At 39.0% G+C, this 15,921-nt stretch carries 11 protein-coding genes; 6 read left to right on the top strand and 5 right to left on the bottom strand.

All coding sequences use genetic code 11. From position 1 onward, the window contains the following. Positions 1–71: 71 nt before the first annotated feature. The 3 genes from I586_RS14395 (at position 72) to I586_RS14385 (ending at position 3,885) form a co-directional block, all read left to right on the top strand. Complete coding sequence (locus I586_RS14395; protein WP_010763596.1) at positions 72–2,249, top strand: PTS transporter subunit IIBC; 2,178 nt, start codon at positions 72–74, stop codon at positions 2,247–2,249. A gap of 78 nt (positions 2,250–2,327) precedes the next feature. Then, complete coding sequence (locus I586_RS14390; protein WP_010763595.1) at positions 2,328–3,149, top strand: endonuclease/exonuclease/phosphatase family protein; 822 nt, start codon at positions 2,328–2,330, stop codon at positions 3,147–3,149. A gap of 97 nt (positions 3,150–3,246) precedes the next feature. Next, positions 3,247–3,885 (top strand): NAD(P)H-binding protein, encoded by a 639-nt coding sequence (locus tag I586_RS14385; protein WP_244147890.1) that lies wholly within the window; start codon positions 3,247–3,249, stop codon positions 3,883–3,885. Between the two features lie 37 nt (positions 3,886–3,922). Here the strand turns inward: I586_RS14385 and I586_RS14380 are convergent, their stop codons facing one another. The 3 genes from I586_RS14380 to I586_RS14370 all read right to left on the bottom strand — a co-directional run bounded on the left by I586_RS14380 (position 3,923) and on the right by I586_RS14370 (position 7,476). Next, positions 3,923–4,762 (bottom strand): sugar ABC transporter permease, encoded by an 840-nt coding sequence (locus I586_RS14380; RefSeq protein ID WP_010763593.1) that lies wholly within the window; start codon positions 4,760–4,762, stop codon positions 3,923–3,925. Positions 4,763–4,770: 8 nt separating this feature from the next. Continuing rightward, positions 4,771–6,126, bottom strand: coding sequence for a carbohydrate ABC transporter permease (locus I586_RS14375; protein WP_010763592.1), 1,356 nt, complete (start codon positions 6,124–6,126; stop codon positions 4,771–4,773). A 114-nt stretch (positions 6,127–6,240) separates the two neighbouring features. Continuing rightward, positions 6,241–7,476 (bottom strand): extracellular solute-binding protein, encoded by a 1,236-nt coding sequence (locus tag I586_RS14370; protein WP_010763591.1) that lies wholly within the window; start codon positions 7,474–7,476, stop codon positions 6,241–6,243. A gap of 375 nt (positions 7,477–7,851) precedes the next feature. Between I586_RS14370 and I586_RS14365 the strand changes: the two genes are divergently transcribed. From I586_RS14365 to I586_RS14355, 3 genes are all read left to right on the top strand, one after another. Beyond that, positions 7,852–9,717, top strand: a complete 1,866-nt coding sequence (locus tag I586_RS14365; protein ID WP_010763590.1) for a glycoside hydrolase family 13 protein — start codon at positions 7,852–7,854, stop codon at positions 9,715–9,717. After that, entirely contained in the window at positions 9,638–11,278 is a 1,641-nt protein-coding gene (locus I586_RS14360) for a glycoside hydrolase family 13 protein (RefSeq protein WP_034702622.1), read from the top strand. The genes I586_RS14365 and I586_RS14360 overlap by 80 nt, the downstream gene beginning before the upstream one ends. Before the next feature lie 76 nt (positions 11,279–11,354). Next, positions 11,355–13,028 carry a glycoside hydrolase family 13 protein gene (locus I586_RS14355; RefSeq protein WP_010763588.1) on the top strand — a complete coding sequence of 558 codons (1,674 nt, stop codon included), beginning with the start codon at positions 11,355–11,357 and terminating at the stop codon, positions 13,026–13,028. A 242-nt stretch (positions 13,029–13,270) separates the two neighbouring features. On the opposite strand, the gene I586_RS14350 is transcribed toward I586_RS14355, so the two are convergent. Both I586_RS14350 and I586_RS14345 read right to left on the bottom strand, forming a co-directional pair. Next, positions 13,271–13,891 (bottom strand): GyrI-like domain-containing protein, encoded by a 621-nt coding sequence (locus I586_RS14350; RefSeq protein ID WP_010763587.1) that lies wholly within the window; start codon positions 13,889–13,891, stop codon positions 13,271–13,273. Between the two features lie 273 nt (positions 13,892–14,164). Then, positions 14,165–15,673 (bottom strand): lytic polysaccharide monooxygenase, encoded by a 1,509-nt coding sequence (locus tag I586_RS14345; RefSeq protein WP_010763586.1) that lies wholly within the window; start codon positions 15,671–15,673, stop codon positions 14,165–14,167. Between the last annotated feature and the right edge of the window lie 248 nt (positions 15,674–15,921).

Raw genomic sequence — 15,921 nt, 5'->3', positions numbered from 1 at the left:
AAAACAGGAATCTGATTTATACTACAATCAACGAAATCGATTGCGCAATTATTGCAAAGGAGAGAAAAAAGATGAAAAAGTTATTGAGTTTTGAATTTTGGCAAAAGTTCGGTAAGGCATTAATGGTCGTAATTGCCGTTATGCCCGCAGCAGGGCTAATGATTAGTATCGGTAAAACAATCCCGCTAATCAATCCCGATTGGGCTATGTTAGCAACAACTGGTGGCGTGATAGAAAATATTGGTTGGGCGGTTATCGGCAATTTACACATTCTATTCGCGCTTGCAATTGGCGGAAGCTGGGCGAAAGAACGTGCAGGTGGTGCATTTGCTGCTGGACTATCTTTCATCCTAATCAATCGAATCACAGGTTCGATTTTTGGCGTAACAAGTGCGATGTTAGCAGATGAAAAAGCCTTTACGCACACACTATTCGGAACAAAAATCATGGTCAAAGGATTTTTCACTAGCGTTTTAGAAGCACCCGCATTGAATATGGGTGTCTTTGTCGGAATCATCGCTGGTTTCGTCGGCGCTATGGCGTTCAACAAATATTATAATTACCGAAAATTACCTGACGCACTTTCATTTTTCAACGGCAAGCGCTTTGTGCCATTTGTTGTGATTCTTTGGTCAACAATCGTCGCAATTCTGTTGGCTATTATTTGGCCTTATATCCAGGCAGGTATTAATAATTTTGGGCTTTGGATTGCACAATCTCAAGATACCGCACCGGTTTTGGCACCCTTTTTATACGGAACATTAGAACGTTTGTTACTACCGTTTGGTTTACATCATATGTTAACGATCCCAATCAATTACACTCAACTTGGTGGAACATATGAAATTTTATCTGGCGCACAAGCTGGAACTCAAGTTTTTGGACAAGATCCTTTGTGGCTCGCTTGGGCAACTGACTTAGTCAATCTAAAAGGTGCTGGCGACACATCACAATACAATTTTGTTTTAACCAACTGGACACCTGCTCGTTTCAAAGTCGGACAAATGATCGGCGCTTCTGGTATTTTGATGGGCATGACTCTTGCAATGTATCGGAATGTCGATTCAGACAAACGAGCAAGCTATAAATCTATGTATCTTTCAGCTGCTTTAGCCGTATTCTTAACAGGTGTTACTGAACCTTTAGAATTCATGTTTATGTTCGCTGCAGTTCCATTATATATCGTATACGCCATCATCCAAGGAGCGGCTTTCGCTATGGCAGATTTGGTTGCACTACGCGTTCACTCTTTCGGGAACATCGAATTATTGACCCGAACACCATTAGCTATCAAAGCTGGTTTAGGTGGCGACTTACTGAATTTCGTTCTCTGCACGATTGCCTTTGGGGTCTTGACTTATTTCATCGCTAATTTCATGATCAAAAAATTCAACTTTGCTACTCCAGGCAGAAACGGCAACTATGATAATACTGAAGCCCAAACTGACTCATCATCAAGCAATACATCAAATACAGATGGAATCGACCCTCAAATCATCGATATCATTCATCTACTAGGCGGAAAAGAAAATATCGTGGATGTCGATGCCTGTATGACAAGGTTACGAGTAAGTGTGACCGATAAAGGAAAAGTCGGAACAGAAGAGGCGTGGAAAAAAGCTGGTGCTATGGGACTGATCGTCAAAGATAATGGCGTCCAAGCAGTTTACGGACCAAAAGCCGATGTGTTAAAATCAGATATTCAAGATTTGCTAGATTCTGGCGCAACAATTCCTACACCTGAACGAACAGAATCAATCGATACAGCGACAAGCGCAACTGATTATCTAGGCATTTCTAAAACAATTGTTCCTGTCGCAAATGGTGAAGTGATCGCTATTGAACAAGTCGATGACCCTGTCTTTTCACAAAAAATGATGGGCGACGGTTTCGCTGTGATACCAGAGGATACAACGATTTATGCGCCAATCGATGGTGTGATCAGCAGTATTTTCCCATCTAAACACGCGCTAGGAATTCAAACAGAAGACGGAATCGAAGTCTTGATCCACATGGGACTTGATACGGTCGAAATGAAAGATTCCGCCTTTACTATTTTGGTTACAGAGGGACAAAAAATCACAGCAGGTGAATCGATCGCTACCGCTGATTTGGAAAAAATCAAAGCAGCTGGCAAACAAACAACCATGATCGTCGTCTTTACAAACGGTGAAAAAGTCAATGCCTTCCATTTAGATAAAGTCGGCAAACAAGAACCTGGAACGACCATTGGACGTTTAGATATTTAATACACGTAAAATTCTAAATAGGGTCGGTATAAAACTCATAGAGTTTTATTCTGACCCTGTTTTCGCGGAGGAATAAGCATGAACCTATTAACATTGAACACTCACAGCTGGTTAGAAGAAAATCCTTTAGAGAAATTAAAACAAATGGCCGCACAAATCATCAAAGAAGATTACGCATTGATTGCCTTACAGGAGGTCAACCAACGCATTGATAGTTTACCTGCGATCTCTACTCACAATTTTCATCCTACTGAAAATCAATTGCCGATTCACGAGGACAACTTTGCCCATCTTTTGGTTCAGCAATTGAACGAACTAGGCCATAGCTATCACTGGTGCTGGGCATACAATCATATCGGCTACTCGACCTATCACGAAGGCGTGGCTTTACTGTCCAAACAACCACTTCAACCTAAAACAGTCATCGTTTCAGAAGAAACAGATCCTCTCGACTATCGCACAAGAGTATTATTGATTGGAGAAACAAAAATAGCTGAAAAACCGATTACAGCTGTTTGCTGTCATTATTCTTGGTGGCTAGAAACGGGTGGTTTTAACCACGAATGGCAGCAGACCGAGCTCGCTTTAAAAAAATGCACTACACCTTTAGTGCTTATGGGTGATTTCAACAATCCAGCTTCCGCCACTAAGACTGGCTACGATCTGGTTTTAAGCAGTCCCCTGAAATTACAGGACAGCTTTTTAGTTGCAAACGAAAAAATCGGTGAACATACCGTAGAAAAAGCTATTGATGGTTGGGGTGAAAACCAAGAAAAATTACGAATCGATTATATTTTCACTTCACAAGAATTAACGATTTCAAGCTATCAAGTCACTTTCGATGGAAAACAAACGCCTATTATCAGCGATCACTTTGGTGTAGCCGTAACCATTATTTAAAAAGAAACAGTACGTTTAAGCCCCAGCGTACTGTTTCTTTTTATGATTCAGAAAATAATGATACACTAGCTATATTACCCAAAGAAAGCAGGCGCACATGATGAATATAACGATTTTCGGCGGAAGCGGCTTTATCGGACAAAAACTTTCTGAAGAGTTAACAAACAACGGGCATAACGTGACAAGTATCTCACGCAAAGGAAAACCCACCGATCTATCCGATCCATGGGCAGAAAAAGTCCATTGGTTTCGTTCAGATATTCTAAACGATACGCTTTGGCATAACGCTATCAACGAAGCTGATTGGGTCATCGATACAATCGGGATTCTTTTCGAACAGCCTAAAAAAGGCATCACTTACGAACGGTTTATTTTAACGCCTGTCCAACTGATTTTAGAGTACTTAAAAGTCAACAATCCATCTGCAAAGTTCTTGTTCATCTCCGCCAACAGCGCACCATTTCCTTTAAGAAAGTACATGGATGCCAAACTCCAAGCTGAACAACTGATTAAAGAAAGCACACAACCACATGTCATTATTTACCCGAGCTTAGTAGTGGATAAAAAACGCTATTTTTCTGTCATCAGCGGCCTTGGTCTCACCACTTTACAACATATTCCTGGACTCAGAAAACTCGTCAAAAGATACCATCCTATTTCAAGGGCACAGTTAGCAGTTGAACTATCAAACATTATTAAAGGAAATACATCGCCTTATACACAAAGACAGACATAAAAAAGCATCTCCCATTCGGAAATGCTTTTTTCTAACTTTATCCTTTCACAGAACCACTTGTAATCCCTTCTACATAATACTTTTGCATAAAGATAAACAATAATGTGATCGGCACAGCAATTAACACACAGCCCGCTGTAAATGCCATAAAATATTGATCGATTTTATCTTTCGTTTGCATCGTGAACAACCCAATCGCAACCGTGTACTTATTGACGTTATCACCTAAAATGATCTTCGCAAAAATGAAATCCATCCATGGTGCCATAAAAGCCATCAATGCGGTGTAGACGATTATCGGCTTACTTAACGGCAACGTGATTTTTGTAAAAATCTCAAACTTACTTGCACCATCGATCATCGCAGATTCATCCAGCGCCATCGGGATCGTATCGAAAAAGCCTTTCGCAATATAAAATCCTAAAGCGGCTCCAGATGAATACACTAAAATCAATGCCAATAAACTACCTGTTAAATTCATCGCTTTCAAAATGTAGTACACAGCGATCATACTCATAAATCCTGGAAACATATTCAATACCAACGCTAATTTCAAGAACGGTTTACGCGCTCTAAATCGCAAACGACTCAACGAGTATGCCATCGCAATCGTAATCAACGTTGACAAAATACAACTACAAATCGCTACAAACAGCGTATTTAAAAACCATTGAACAAAAGGATAAGTCGAACTCGTCAATAACATTTTATAATTCTCAAACGTAAACTGCTTCGGAATAAAATACGTTACAAACGCTCCGCCCTCACTTCTAAAACTAGTTAAAACAATCCAAACGATTGGGAAGATCCAAACGATCGATAAAATCGTCAACAACGTATAATGCAAAATTAAATGGTTTCTTTTTTTCGATTTCATATGCTTGTTTACGCCCCTTCCGTTTTAAATGAACTGCTTCGTGTGTAGGCAAAAAGCGAGAAAACTGCTGAAAGAACAAAGATAATGATCCCAATGACAGACGCAAGATTATAGTCAGCCGCTGTTACAGTCAATTTATACAACCAGGTCACTAACAAGTCCGTCTCACCCGCAGAGTGAAAATTACTATTTGCCGGTTGTCCGCCAGTTAACAAGAAAATCACATTGAAATTATTGATATTCCCAATAAACTGTTGGATCAAGCTAGGCGCCATTACAAACAAAATTTGCGGAAACGTGATATTTCTAAAAATTTGAAATTTATTTGCTCCGTCAATTTCAGCTGCTTCTATTTGATCGGTCGGTAAATTCGTAATGATTCCTGTTGCCACTAACATCGTAACTGGAATCCCAACCCACATATTAACGAAGATAACGGTCACTTTCGCGAGCAACGCATCTGTCAAAAATGGAATCGGTTGATCGATTAAGCCCCAGTTTTGTAACATCGCATTGACTGGTCCTGAACCATTGAACAAATTCGCCATTAATAATAAACTAACAAATTGCGGAACAGCCATTGTGATTACGAAGATCGTCCGCCATACTTTTTTCCCTTTTACTCCTTTAGCATTGATCAATAACGCTAATAAGATACCAAAGAAAAACGTTGTAGCTGTCGCCAGGACTGCCCAAATCAATGTCCAAGTTAATACCGGAAAGAACGTTCCAGCGATATCACCAGTGATCACATTGCTAAAATTAGCAAATCCGACCCAGTGAAACAAATTTTTAGGTGGCAAATGATTATGATCATAACTAGTAAACGCAATCGAAATCATATAAAGCAACGGCAAAATCGTAAACGCCAATACACCCAATAGCGGAATACTCATCAACGTGATATAGAATTTTTCATTCAACAAGCTATTCAAGTCTTCTTTTAACGTAGGCAATGATTGCCCCGCTTGTTTTAGCGTGTAGATTTTGCGCGCACTTCTAAGGTTTACAATATACAGAAAAATAAAAAGCAAAATAAGAATAATTGCAGCGATTCCAAATAACAACAGCAACATCGAATTATCCCCCGGCTGTTGCACTTCGATCCCTAACGACTCATCCATGACCCAACCTTGAGATTTCGTCCCCAACGATTGCAACATCGATAAAGCATGGAATCCATTTACAACCAACCATGCCACAAACCCTATCTGCAACGCTAAAAACGCCAATCCCTTAACGATCTGTCCATTTAAACTATTCGCTGTTCCCATAAAAATAAAGGAAAGCTTGATTGGTGTATCCCCTTTTTTAAACAACTCTCTAAAAGAAATCGGCCCATCGGCTTTTGCTTTTAGTTTCATAGCTTTTCACTTCCTGTTCTTCTTTGAAATCAAGAGGCTGAGTCATTAGGCGACAACTCAAAGAGTGTTCCCTAGATTCCTCAGACCTCTATTTGTTACTACAATTTTTATAGATTATTTATCAGATTTACTAGTATCTTTTACGAGTTTGTCTAATTTTGGCAAGTATTGATCTTCCGCAATTTTACCGTTGTACGTATCATTGATTACCGCATCAGCAGGTCCCCAGAATGAAACCATTGCTGGAAGTTTCGGCATAACAACCGAATGATCAGCATCGCTCATCGTCATAACAGCTTTTGCCACTTCGTCAGAAGTCACTTCGCTATCCGTTTGTGCCTCTTTGTTCGCAGGAACTGTCCCATTTTTTTCAAAAACAGTTAATTGATTTTCTTTATTGGTCAAGAAATCAGCTAAAGCCATCGCTGCAACTGGACTTTTCGTTGACGCATTTACTCCAAATAATTTCACGCCTAAGAATGCCTTTTGTTGTACTTCACCATTACCTAGATCAACTGTTGGATATGGCGCTACCGCAAAGTTATCACCTAACGCTTTTTCGACATCCAATTTAGACCATGGTCCAGATAAAAAAGCATCGATTTTGCCATTGCCTAAGTTAGAAAGTGCATCCGCATTCGATTGAATAACACCGGCATTATCTTTTTGCGAGCGAATCCATTTCAAGACTTGTTCACCTTTATCATTGTTAAAATTCGTTCCATCGATATCTTCCCCATTTTTTCCATATAATTCATCGCCGTTTGACATGAATAATGGTGTGAAAATGTAGTTAGCTCCAGCTTCGCCAAAGTTTGCACCTAGTTTGCCTTTTGATGTTAATGTTTTCCAGCTTTTTACATCATCTTCTGTTAATTTCGCTTTGTTATAATACAAAATTTGCGACTCAACACCATAAGGGTAACCATATAATTTCCCATCATACGTTGCAGCTTCTACCGCACTGTCCGTACTATTTTCTTTCACGCTATCTTCGTATTTTGTATTCGCATAAATAATTCCAGCATCCACCATTTGACCTAATTGGTCATGCGGCATCATGAAAACATCTGCCGCTGCGCTAGGATCTTTTTTTAAGTTTTCTTGAGCTGTGGCAGATTCACTTGGTTTGATTGTAACTTTCCAATCTTTGTGTTCTTTTTCAAATTCTTCAACTAATGGTTTGTATGTATCAACAAACGCTACATCCACCCACAGCTTAATAGAAGCGTTTTCATTTCCGTCAGAAGCTTTTTTCTCTTCAGCCCCTCCACCACACGCCGCTAAAACAAATGCTGCTGCCGTCATTGTTACGCCTAATGCCAAAAGCTTTTTCGTATTTCTTTTCATCTTTTGTTCCTCCCAGGAATTTTTTAATGATCTATTCTCATACATTGTGCAATCGTTTGCGTAAATTGTCAAGAGAAATCTATAGAAAGCGCCAAAATAATTTTCGGAAAAGGGAAAGACACTTCTACATCAACAGCGAAACCCTATTCCTAAACATCGATTAGATAACCATTAGAATAGATAAATCACAAAAAAAGGCGAATTTATTTGTTCTCTGCTACCATTCTAAGGTAGACGCTCATACTAAATAAGCAAAAGTGCAATCGTTTGCGAAAAATACATTGAAAACGTTTTTCTTATATGTCATAATATGAGTGGATTTTAGAAATACATGACTAGAAAAAATACAAAGTCGATCACAGGGGGACAAATTAGATGAATACTGCAGCAATCCATCATCAACCAGAAAGCGAATTTGCCTATTTATATGAAGCAGACAAAATGCATATTCGGCTAAAAACAGGAAGAGGCGATATCAAAAGTGTCGCATTATTAAATGGTGACCCATATCAACTTGAACACAGTAAATGGTTCAACTTAACAATACCTATGGAAAAATATTTATCTACTGCTACTCACGATTATTGGACGGTGGAAACTTCTGCGCCATTCAGACGCCTAAGTTACGCTTTCAAGGTAGAAGGGATGGATGGAACAGTTCTTTTCTATGGTGACCACGGCTTCTTTCCTTATCAAGAAGATACATTAAAAGCTGCTAACAACTATTTTAAATTGCCTTATTTTCATGAAGCCGACCGTTTCAAAGCTCCTCAATGGGCAAAAGAAACGATTTGGTATCAAATTTTTCCTGAGCGTTTTGCTAATGGAGATAGTTCAAACGACCCAAAAGGTACTTTACCTTGGGGGAGCAAAGAACATCCAGAGCGTGATGACTTTTTTGGTGGCGATTTACAAGGTGTTTTAGATCATCTAGATCATTTTGTTGATCTGGGCATCAACGGCATTTATTTCTGCCCAATTTTCCAAGCCGCCAGCAATCACAAATACGATACCATTGATTATTTTGAAATTGATTCAGCTTTTGGTGATAAAGAACTCTTTAAAAAAGTCGTAGACGAATGTCACAAACGCGGGATTCGGGTCATGTTAGATGCCGTTTTCAATCATATGGGAGATTTTTCACCTCAATGGCAAGATGTCATCAAAAATGGAGAAGAGTCCGTTTATGCTAACTGGTTCCACATTCATAAATTCCCAGTTACTTACACACCAACAGCTGATTTTGAATTTTCTGAAGATATTACTTACGATACATTCGCCTTCACACCTCATATGCCAAAACTAAACACAGCAAACAAGGACGTACAAGATTATTTATTAAAAATCGCGCGTTACTGGATTACAGAGTTCGATATCGATGCTTGGCGATTAGATGTAGCGAATGAAGTAGATCATCGTTTCTGGCGGAAATTTCATGATGTTTGTACCGAAGCCAAACCAGATATTTATATTTTAGGTGAAATTTGGCACTCCTCTCAAGCATGGCTGCAAGGAGATGAATTTCACGCCGTAATGAATTACGCGTTTACTGATGCAATTCTCTCTTATTTTGTCTACCAAACGATTCCATTAAGCAAACTCGTATCTGAGCTAAATCACCAATTGATGCTTTATCGTGAACAAACCAATCAAATTATGTTTAACGTGCTTGACTCTCACGACACACCACGCTTATTAACGATCGCACAAAACAACAAAGAACTGATGAAACAAGTTTTAGCATTCACCTACTTACAAAAAGGAGTGCCTTGCCTTTATTACGGTGACGAATACGCGATGGACGGTGCAGGTGATCCTGATTGTCGTAAATGCATGGTTTGGGAAGCAGATAAACAAGATTTAGACATGTATGCATTCGTTAAAAAGCTAATTGCCTTTAGAAAAGCCTATCAACCGCTTTTATCTGAAGGGAAACTACGCTGGCTGGAAATCGACGAAGAAACAGGACTCATTGATTTTGCTTACGAATACGAAGAAAAAATGATCCGCAGTATTTTCAACACTGGGCCGTCTCCAATTTACTTTGAAAAGGAAGATATTTTATTTTCAAGCAACATGCACTTATTAGATAAAAATAAAGTTGAACTGGCACCTTATGGTTTCGCTGTAACAGTAGAAAACACAGAGAGGATTGATCAAAATGACACATCAGAAAACAGACACGCAATGGTGGCAAGAAGCCGTCGTGTATCAGGTTTATCCACGGAGCTTTCAAGATAGTAACGGAGATGGAATCGGCGATTTAACTGGAATCATCCAACGTTTGGACTATTTAAAAAAATTAGGGATCAGCGCGATTTGGTTAAGTCCCGTCTACCGTTCACCGAATGATGATAACGGCTATGATATTAGCGACTACGAGCAAATCATGACAGAATTCGGCACAATGGCCGACATGGAACGACTGATTCAAGAAGCGCAAAAAAGAGAGATAAGAATCATTATGGATCTTGTAGTCAATCATACCAGTGACGAACATCAATGGTTTATCGACTCCCGATCATCTAAAGAAAATCCATACCGTGATTTTTATGTTTGGCGAAAAGGCGTTAATGGTGGTGGTCCAAACGATTTAGAATCAACCTTTTTAGGCCCAGCTTGGAAATTGGATGAAACAACAGGGGAATATTACCTCCATTTATTTAGCGAAAAGCAACCCGATTTAAACTGGGAAAACCCGAACGTCCGAGACGCCATCTACGACATGATGAATTTTTGGATCAATAAAGGAATCGGCGGTTTTAGAATGGATGTAATCGACCTAGTAGGAAAAATCCCCGATCAGAAAATCACAGGAAATGGACCAAAACTGCATGACTATCTACAAGAAATGAATGCCAAAACATTTGGAGGTAAGAATCTATTAACCGTTGGCGAAACATGGGGCGCCACACCTGAAATCGCTAAACAATACTCTGATCCCAAAAGAAATGAGCTCTCAATGGTCTTCCAATTTGAACATGTCGGATTAGATGAGGAACCAGGAAAAAGCAAATGGGATCTACGCCCATTACAAATAGCCGAATTAAAAGAAGTTTTTGCAAAATGGCAGACAGAAATCGGTGACCAAGGTTGGAATTCCCTATTTTGGAATAATCATGATTTACCTCGAATCGTCTCAAGATGGGGCAATGATAAGGCTTATCGTGTACAAAGTGCTAAAATGCTAGCTATTTTACTCCATATGCTAAAAGGCACACCTTACATTTACCAAGGGGAAGAAATCGGAATGACCAACCGCGTGATCCATGACATTACAGAAGTTGAAGATATCGAAAGTAAAAACATGTATGCCGACCGTATCCAAAAAGGGTATGGGAAAAAGGACATTCTAGCCTCTATCAACGTCAAAGGTCGTGATAACGCCCGTACACCAATGCAATGGGACAATTCCGAAAATGCTGGTTTTACAACTGGAACTCCTTGGCTTGCCGTTAACGAAAATTATGACAAAATCAACGTTGAACAAGCTTTAGCAGATAATGATTCAATCTTTTATACGTATCAAAAATTGATTGACCTCCGCAAAAACTATCCATTGATCATTTGGGGAAGTTTTGAATTACTTGAAGAAACTGCAACTGATATTTTTGCATATTATCGCCATTATCAAGGCGCAACATGGTTAGTCGTTTGCAATTTTTCTGATCAAGAACAAGTCTTTTCATTAGAGAAAACTGTAACAGAAACAATCCTCTCAAACACTGAGAAACACTATAGCCAGTTAGTTGACACAATATTGGAACCTTACGAAGCGTTTGTCGTTGCTATCTCTAATTAGCCAGACTAGTGTTAAAAATGAATCGTTCAGTGTTTAATAGCATCTAGCTATACCCTTAAATCTAGGAGGAAAGAACATGCCGAACTCAGCTATTCAAACAAAACAAATGAGTATAGAAACAAAAAAGAATTGGTGGAAAAACGCTGTCGGATACCAAATTTATCCCCGCAGTTTCAAAGATAGCAACCACGATGGCATCGGTGACCTTAACGGCATTCGAGAAAAGTTGCCTTACTTAAAAGAACTAGGAATCGATTTTGTTTGGATCAATCCAATTTATGCATCACCAAACGTTGATAATGGCTATGATATTTCCGATTACCAAGCAATCCACGAAGATTTTGGTACAATGGAGGATTTTCAAGCCTTACTTAATGAAGCACACAACTTGAATCTAAAAATCATTATGGATCTCATAGTCAATCATACAAGTGACCAACATCCATGGTTCTTAGAATCAAAAAAATCATTAGACAACCCTTACCGTGACTATTATCATTGGGCCGATGCCACACGAGAAGTACCCCCTAATGACTGGCAATCGTTTTTCGGCGGCTCAACTTGGACATATAATGAGACAACTGAACAGTCCTATTTTCATGTTTTCGCCAAAGAACAGCCTGACCTTAATTGGAAAAATCCAAAAGTTCGTCATGAAATTTACCAAATGATTCGTTGGTGGTTAGACCTTGGAATAGACGGTTTTCGGATAGATGCGATCAGCCATATTCAAAAAGAACCTTGGGACTTTAAAATTACCGAGAATCAGTGGGCCCCCTTTATGAATGTTGCTGGAATCGAACTTTATTTAGAAGAACTGAAAGCTATTTTCAATGAATACAATGTGATGACTGTAGGTGAAGCAAGCGGTGTTCCTCATCAAGAAGCAACCGATTGGACAGGCGAAAACGGCTATTTCAATATGATTTTTGAACTAGAACATTGCGAAAGGATCGGGACAGTCGGGCAACAAAAAGGCTCGATTCCACATTTAAAGCATTCTTTAAATCAATGGCAAACTAGTTTAGAGGCTGATGGATGGAATGCATTATATTTAGAGAACCACGATACGCCTCGCAGTGTATCCGTCTATGGTGACGACACGCCAGAAGCAGCGAAAGCCTTAGCTACAATTCTTTTATTGCTGAAAGGGACTCCTTTTATTTACCAAGGACAAGAAGTTGGCATGACAAATTATCCTTTCAGCTCAATCGAAGAAATCAATGCCGCAGATACGATCCATTTTTATCAAACGCTATTAGATCAAGGAATGATAGATACAGAAGCTTTAGCTATCGCAGTAAATTGGTCCAGAGACCACAGTCGAACGCCTTTCCAATGGGAAAACACTCTACATGGCGGTTTTTCGACAGTTGAGCCTTGGTTACGCGTTAATGACAATTATCCCATGATCAATGCCGCTCAAAAAGATCTTGAAAGTAGTAGTATTTTCCATTACTACCAAACGTTGATCCGGTTAAGAAAACAGACAGACGCTCTTATTGATGGTACATTCGAATTATTATTGCCAGAACATCCAACTGTTTTTTGTTACACTCGCACAACAGAAACAGAACGTTGGTTGATTTTAGTTCAACTAGGTCGTGAAGAGACAACCGTCTCATTCCCTGATTCTTGGGATTATGCCAAATGGGTCGAAATCATTTCCAATTCAGAAACGAAATCCTTACATTCCAAACTATGCCTTTCCAATTACGAAGCGCATGTTTATCGAGAAATAATCGGGTAACTAAAAAGTGTCTGGGATGTAACTCGTAGAGTTATGTCCCAGACACCTAGTATCCGAATAAACGGTGGAAGCAAATGGTCCTCGATGCTTCGAGGCTAGGAGTGAAACGAGAACCGTAGAGGCAGAAACAACTCCTTATGAAATAAACTGAAATTGCTGTAAAACACAGCGAGGAACGAGCTGATGTTACACAGTACCTACTTGGTTCTCGGAGTTAAACACTTCTGTACCAACTACTTGTTCTATTTAACAAAGTAACGTAACACTGTTTTCATCTTTTCTGGTGCTACTTTTCTTGGATCAGATAGATAAATTTCCTTATGTGCCAATGTTGTTCTTTCCAATTGTCTCTCGCTACAGTAGTGATCCATCACTTCAAATGTTTTAAACTCATCATCATAAGAACCTAGATGCAACATTTGTACACATTTACCATCTTCGATCGTTTCAAATTTCACCTTTTGATTATATGCATTAGGTTTCTTTTTTGCGACAGCTTCTAAATTGGCCTGCGCCAACTCAGCAGTTACAAAATCAGGCTGACGAATCATGATTTTATACACTAAATCCGCCTTATCAAACGCTCTTCCCTCTGCTATAGCTTCATCTGATAAAGTCCAGTATCCTTCCAATGGGTAAACCGTGTACTCAAAATACCCATCCGGTGTGATACCATTTTTAGGCATCATTCGAATCCCATACGACATTGCATATAATGCTGCAGTCTCCTCGCCAAAGTCTGGTCCGTTTGGATCACCTTTTCCTGAAATTGTATAGAATTTCTGTTTTGGTATAGTAAGTTCCATTGGTTTCGCTTTCGGTAAGTAACAGTCCTTTTCCTTTTTTCGCCACTCATATTTCATTGATCTTCCTCCTTATTTCAATAAAAAAACAGATTCGTTCAATACAAACAAAAAGATTGCTTCTCAAAATAAATAATACGCTAAAAAGCACCCTGCATCAACTTCCCTATTAACAGTGGACTAACCAGAATAAATAACAACTTTAGCAACTAAAAAATAGCTGTCTTTTTTTCTGTACTCTTTCCATCTCCACTATATACAAAAAGAAGGACTAGCTAAGATGCTCTACATCTTGACTACTCCTTCTTTTATGTTCTACGTCGTAGAGATTTTTTACTCTGATAAACGAGAATCAGTTACGTCTGATATAGCTTCCCAAACAGGCGCTGTTCCTGGTTGATTGCCTTGAGTCCACCATTTTGCCTTGTATGTTTTCCCTTGGAAAATGATTGTGTCCCCGCCACTATACGCTTTGCTCGCTTCCCAGTTCATTACTTTATCTGAAAGTAATTTCCAAGCATCCGATTTATCCGGACGATCGCCTTTCGTCCACCATTTCGCTTCATATTCTAAGTCATCAAAGAGAACTTTGTTTCCAGCAGTATACACTTTATCCGCTTCCCATGTTGAGTGACCGTTTGATGCTTCTTTGGTTTTCACAGAAAATACAGCACTTGCCTCTGAAACATTCCCACCAAGACTAACGGCTTTTACAGTGTAATCATACGTCGTGTTTGCTTTTAAGCCAGTATCTGTAAAACTTGTTTTTTCAGTCGTTTCGATCTTTTTTCCATCACGGTATACTTCATAGTTTTTAACGCCTAAGAAGTGGGTTGATTTTGTCCACATTAACGCTACTGAACTTTCTGTAGTTCCCATTGAATGAACATTTGTTGGTACTGTTGGTTTTTGGTTATCTTCTACTGCTGATGACTGTGTTGTCACGTTTACTTCTGTACTTTTTTCAGAGACCTTCCCATTTGTCCCAACTGCTTCAACTTGATAAGAATACGTAGTATTTTCAGCTAAGCTAGCATCGTTGAATTGCGTTCCACCAATTGTTGCTACTTTTTTTCCATTACGATACACGTTGTATTCTTTTGCATTTGCAACTGTATCCCACGTTAATTTCAGTGAAGACATCGTAACTTCTGACGTTTTCACATTCGCAGGTTTTTCTGGTGCAACTTCAATTGGTGGTGTAATCTCACCACTGCCGTTTACATTGACATCAATCACATTATAAAAAGCATTCGATGTATCCGCAACATCCCAGACCGCTAAAATCACATGGTAACCTGAACGATTTTCAGGCACGACGATTTGATGAGACTTATTATTCGAAGCAGCTGAACCATCATGCTTTACTTCACCTAGAAAATCGAAATCCGCTCTTGTTAATGGCTTTTCTGGATTCCAGCCCACTTTTGTCATATAGTAATGCCATTTAGTTGTACTATGAGGTGCTGTATAATGCCAAGTAAATGTATTAGATCCCGTTGAAATTTCTTGTTTTGTCCAACGGTTAGCACCAGTACTATCCATTACAAAATCAGAAATTTGGCCTTTCCCACCTTGTGCTGAAGCAATACGACCATCTGCTGGCCCAGCTTGTGGAAATCCTTTATCAAACTCTAAAGACTGTGGATTTGTAATAACTATCCCGTATTTTTCCATTGCAGCAGTCCAACCCAATGTATTTTTATCCAACGACCCTTGGTACCCACGAGCTGCTGGTTTTTCTACATATCCGTGCGCATTCCCTTCCTCTGCGTTTAACAAAGCTGCTCCACCTAAACTAATTGCTGACACCAACGCTAATCCTACTATTTTTTTCTTCATGTTTCTCTCCTATCTATCGTCCTATTGCCTGAATACGGCTTAACATTAGTTTAAACGTTTTGTAAGAAAAAAAAGGGTCATTTAAGGTCATTAAAAAGAAAGATTTGGTTATTTTTACTTCATAAAAAGAAATGAAAATAAATTTAAAACAACTTATAGGAAATATTACAAACGTTATCAATAAAACACACAAGAAAAAGGTCAAATTTCTCTATTAAAAAGAAAAAAATGACCGATTCGTTTTAAAA

The organism is Enterococcus moraviensis ATCC BAA-383, assembly GCF_000407445.1.
Lineage (GTDB): Bacteria > Bacillota > Bacilli > Lactobacillales > Enterococcaceae > Enterococcus_L > Enterococcus_L moraviensis.
This window is presented reverse-complemented; position numbering and strand designations above follow the sequence as displayed.

What these genes read in the sequence shown, in the direction of transcription:
- I586_RS14395 (WP_010763596.1), top strand. Translation starts at nt 72, where the DNA reads ATGAAAAAGTTATTGAGTTTTGAATTTTGGCAAAAGTTCGGTAAGGCA.
- I586_RS14390 (WP_010763595.1), top strand. Translation starts at nt 2,328, where the DNA reads ATGAACCTATTAACATTGAACACTCACAGCTGGTTAGAAGAAAATCCT.
- I586_RS14385 (WP_244147890.1), top strand. Translation starts at nt 3,247, where the DNA reads ATGATGAATATAACGATTTTCGGCGGAAGCGGCTTTATCGGACAAAAA.
- I586_RS14380 (WP_010763593.1), bottom strand. Translation starts at nt 4,762, where the DNA reads ATGAAATCGAAAAAAAGAAACCATTTAATTTTGCATTATACGTTGTTG.
- I586_RS14375 (WP_010763592.1), bottom strand. Translation starts at nt 6,126, where the DNA reads ATGAAACTAAAAGCAAAAGCCGATGGGCCGATTTCTTTTAGAGAGTTG.
- I586_RS14370 (WP_010763591.1), bottom strand. Translation starts at nt 7,476, where the DNA reads ATGAAAAGAAATACGAAAAAGCTTTTGGCATTAGGCGTAACAATGACG.
- I586_RS14365 (WP_010763590.1), top strand. Translation starts at nt 7,852, where the DNA reads ATGAATACTGCAGCAATCCATCATCAACCAGAAAGCGAATTTGCCTAT.
- I586_RS14360 (WP_034702622.1), top strand. Translation starts at nt 9,638, where the DNA reads ATGACACATCAGAAAACAGACACGCAATGGTGGCAAGAAGCCGTCGTG.
- I586_RS14355 (WP_010763588.1), top strand. Translation starts at nt 11,355, where the DNA reads ATGCCGAACTCAGCTATTCAAACAAAACAAATGAGTATAGAAACAAAA.
- I586_RS14350 (WP_010763587.1), bottom strand. Translation starts at nt 13,891, where the DNA reads ATGAAATATGAGTGGCGAAAAAAGGAAAAGGACTGTTACTTACCGAAA.
- I586_RS14345 (WP_010763586.1), bottom strand. Translation starts at nt 15,673, where the DNA reads ATGAAGAAAAAAATAGTAGGATTAGCGTTGGTGTCAGCAATTAGTTTA.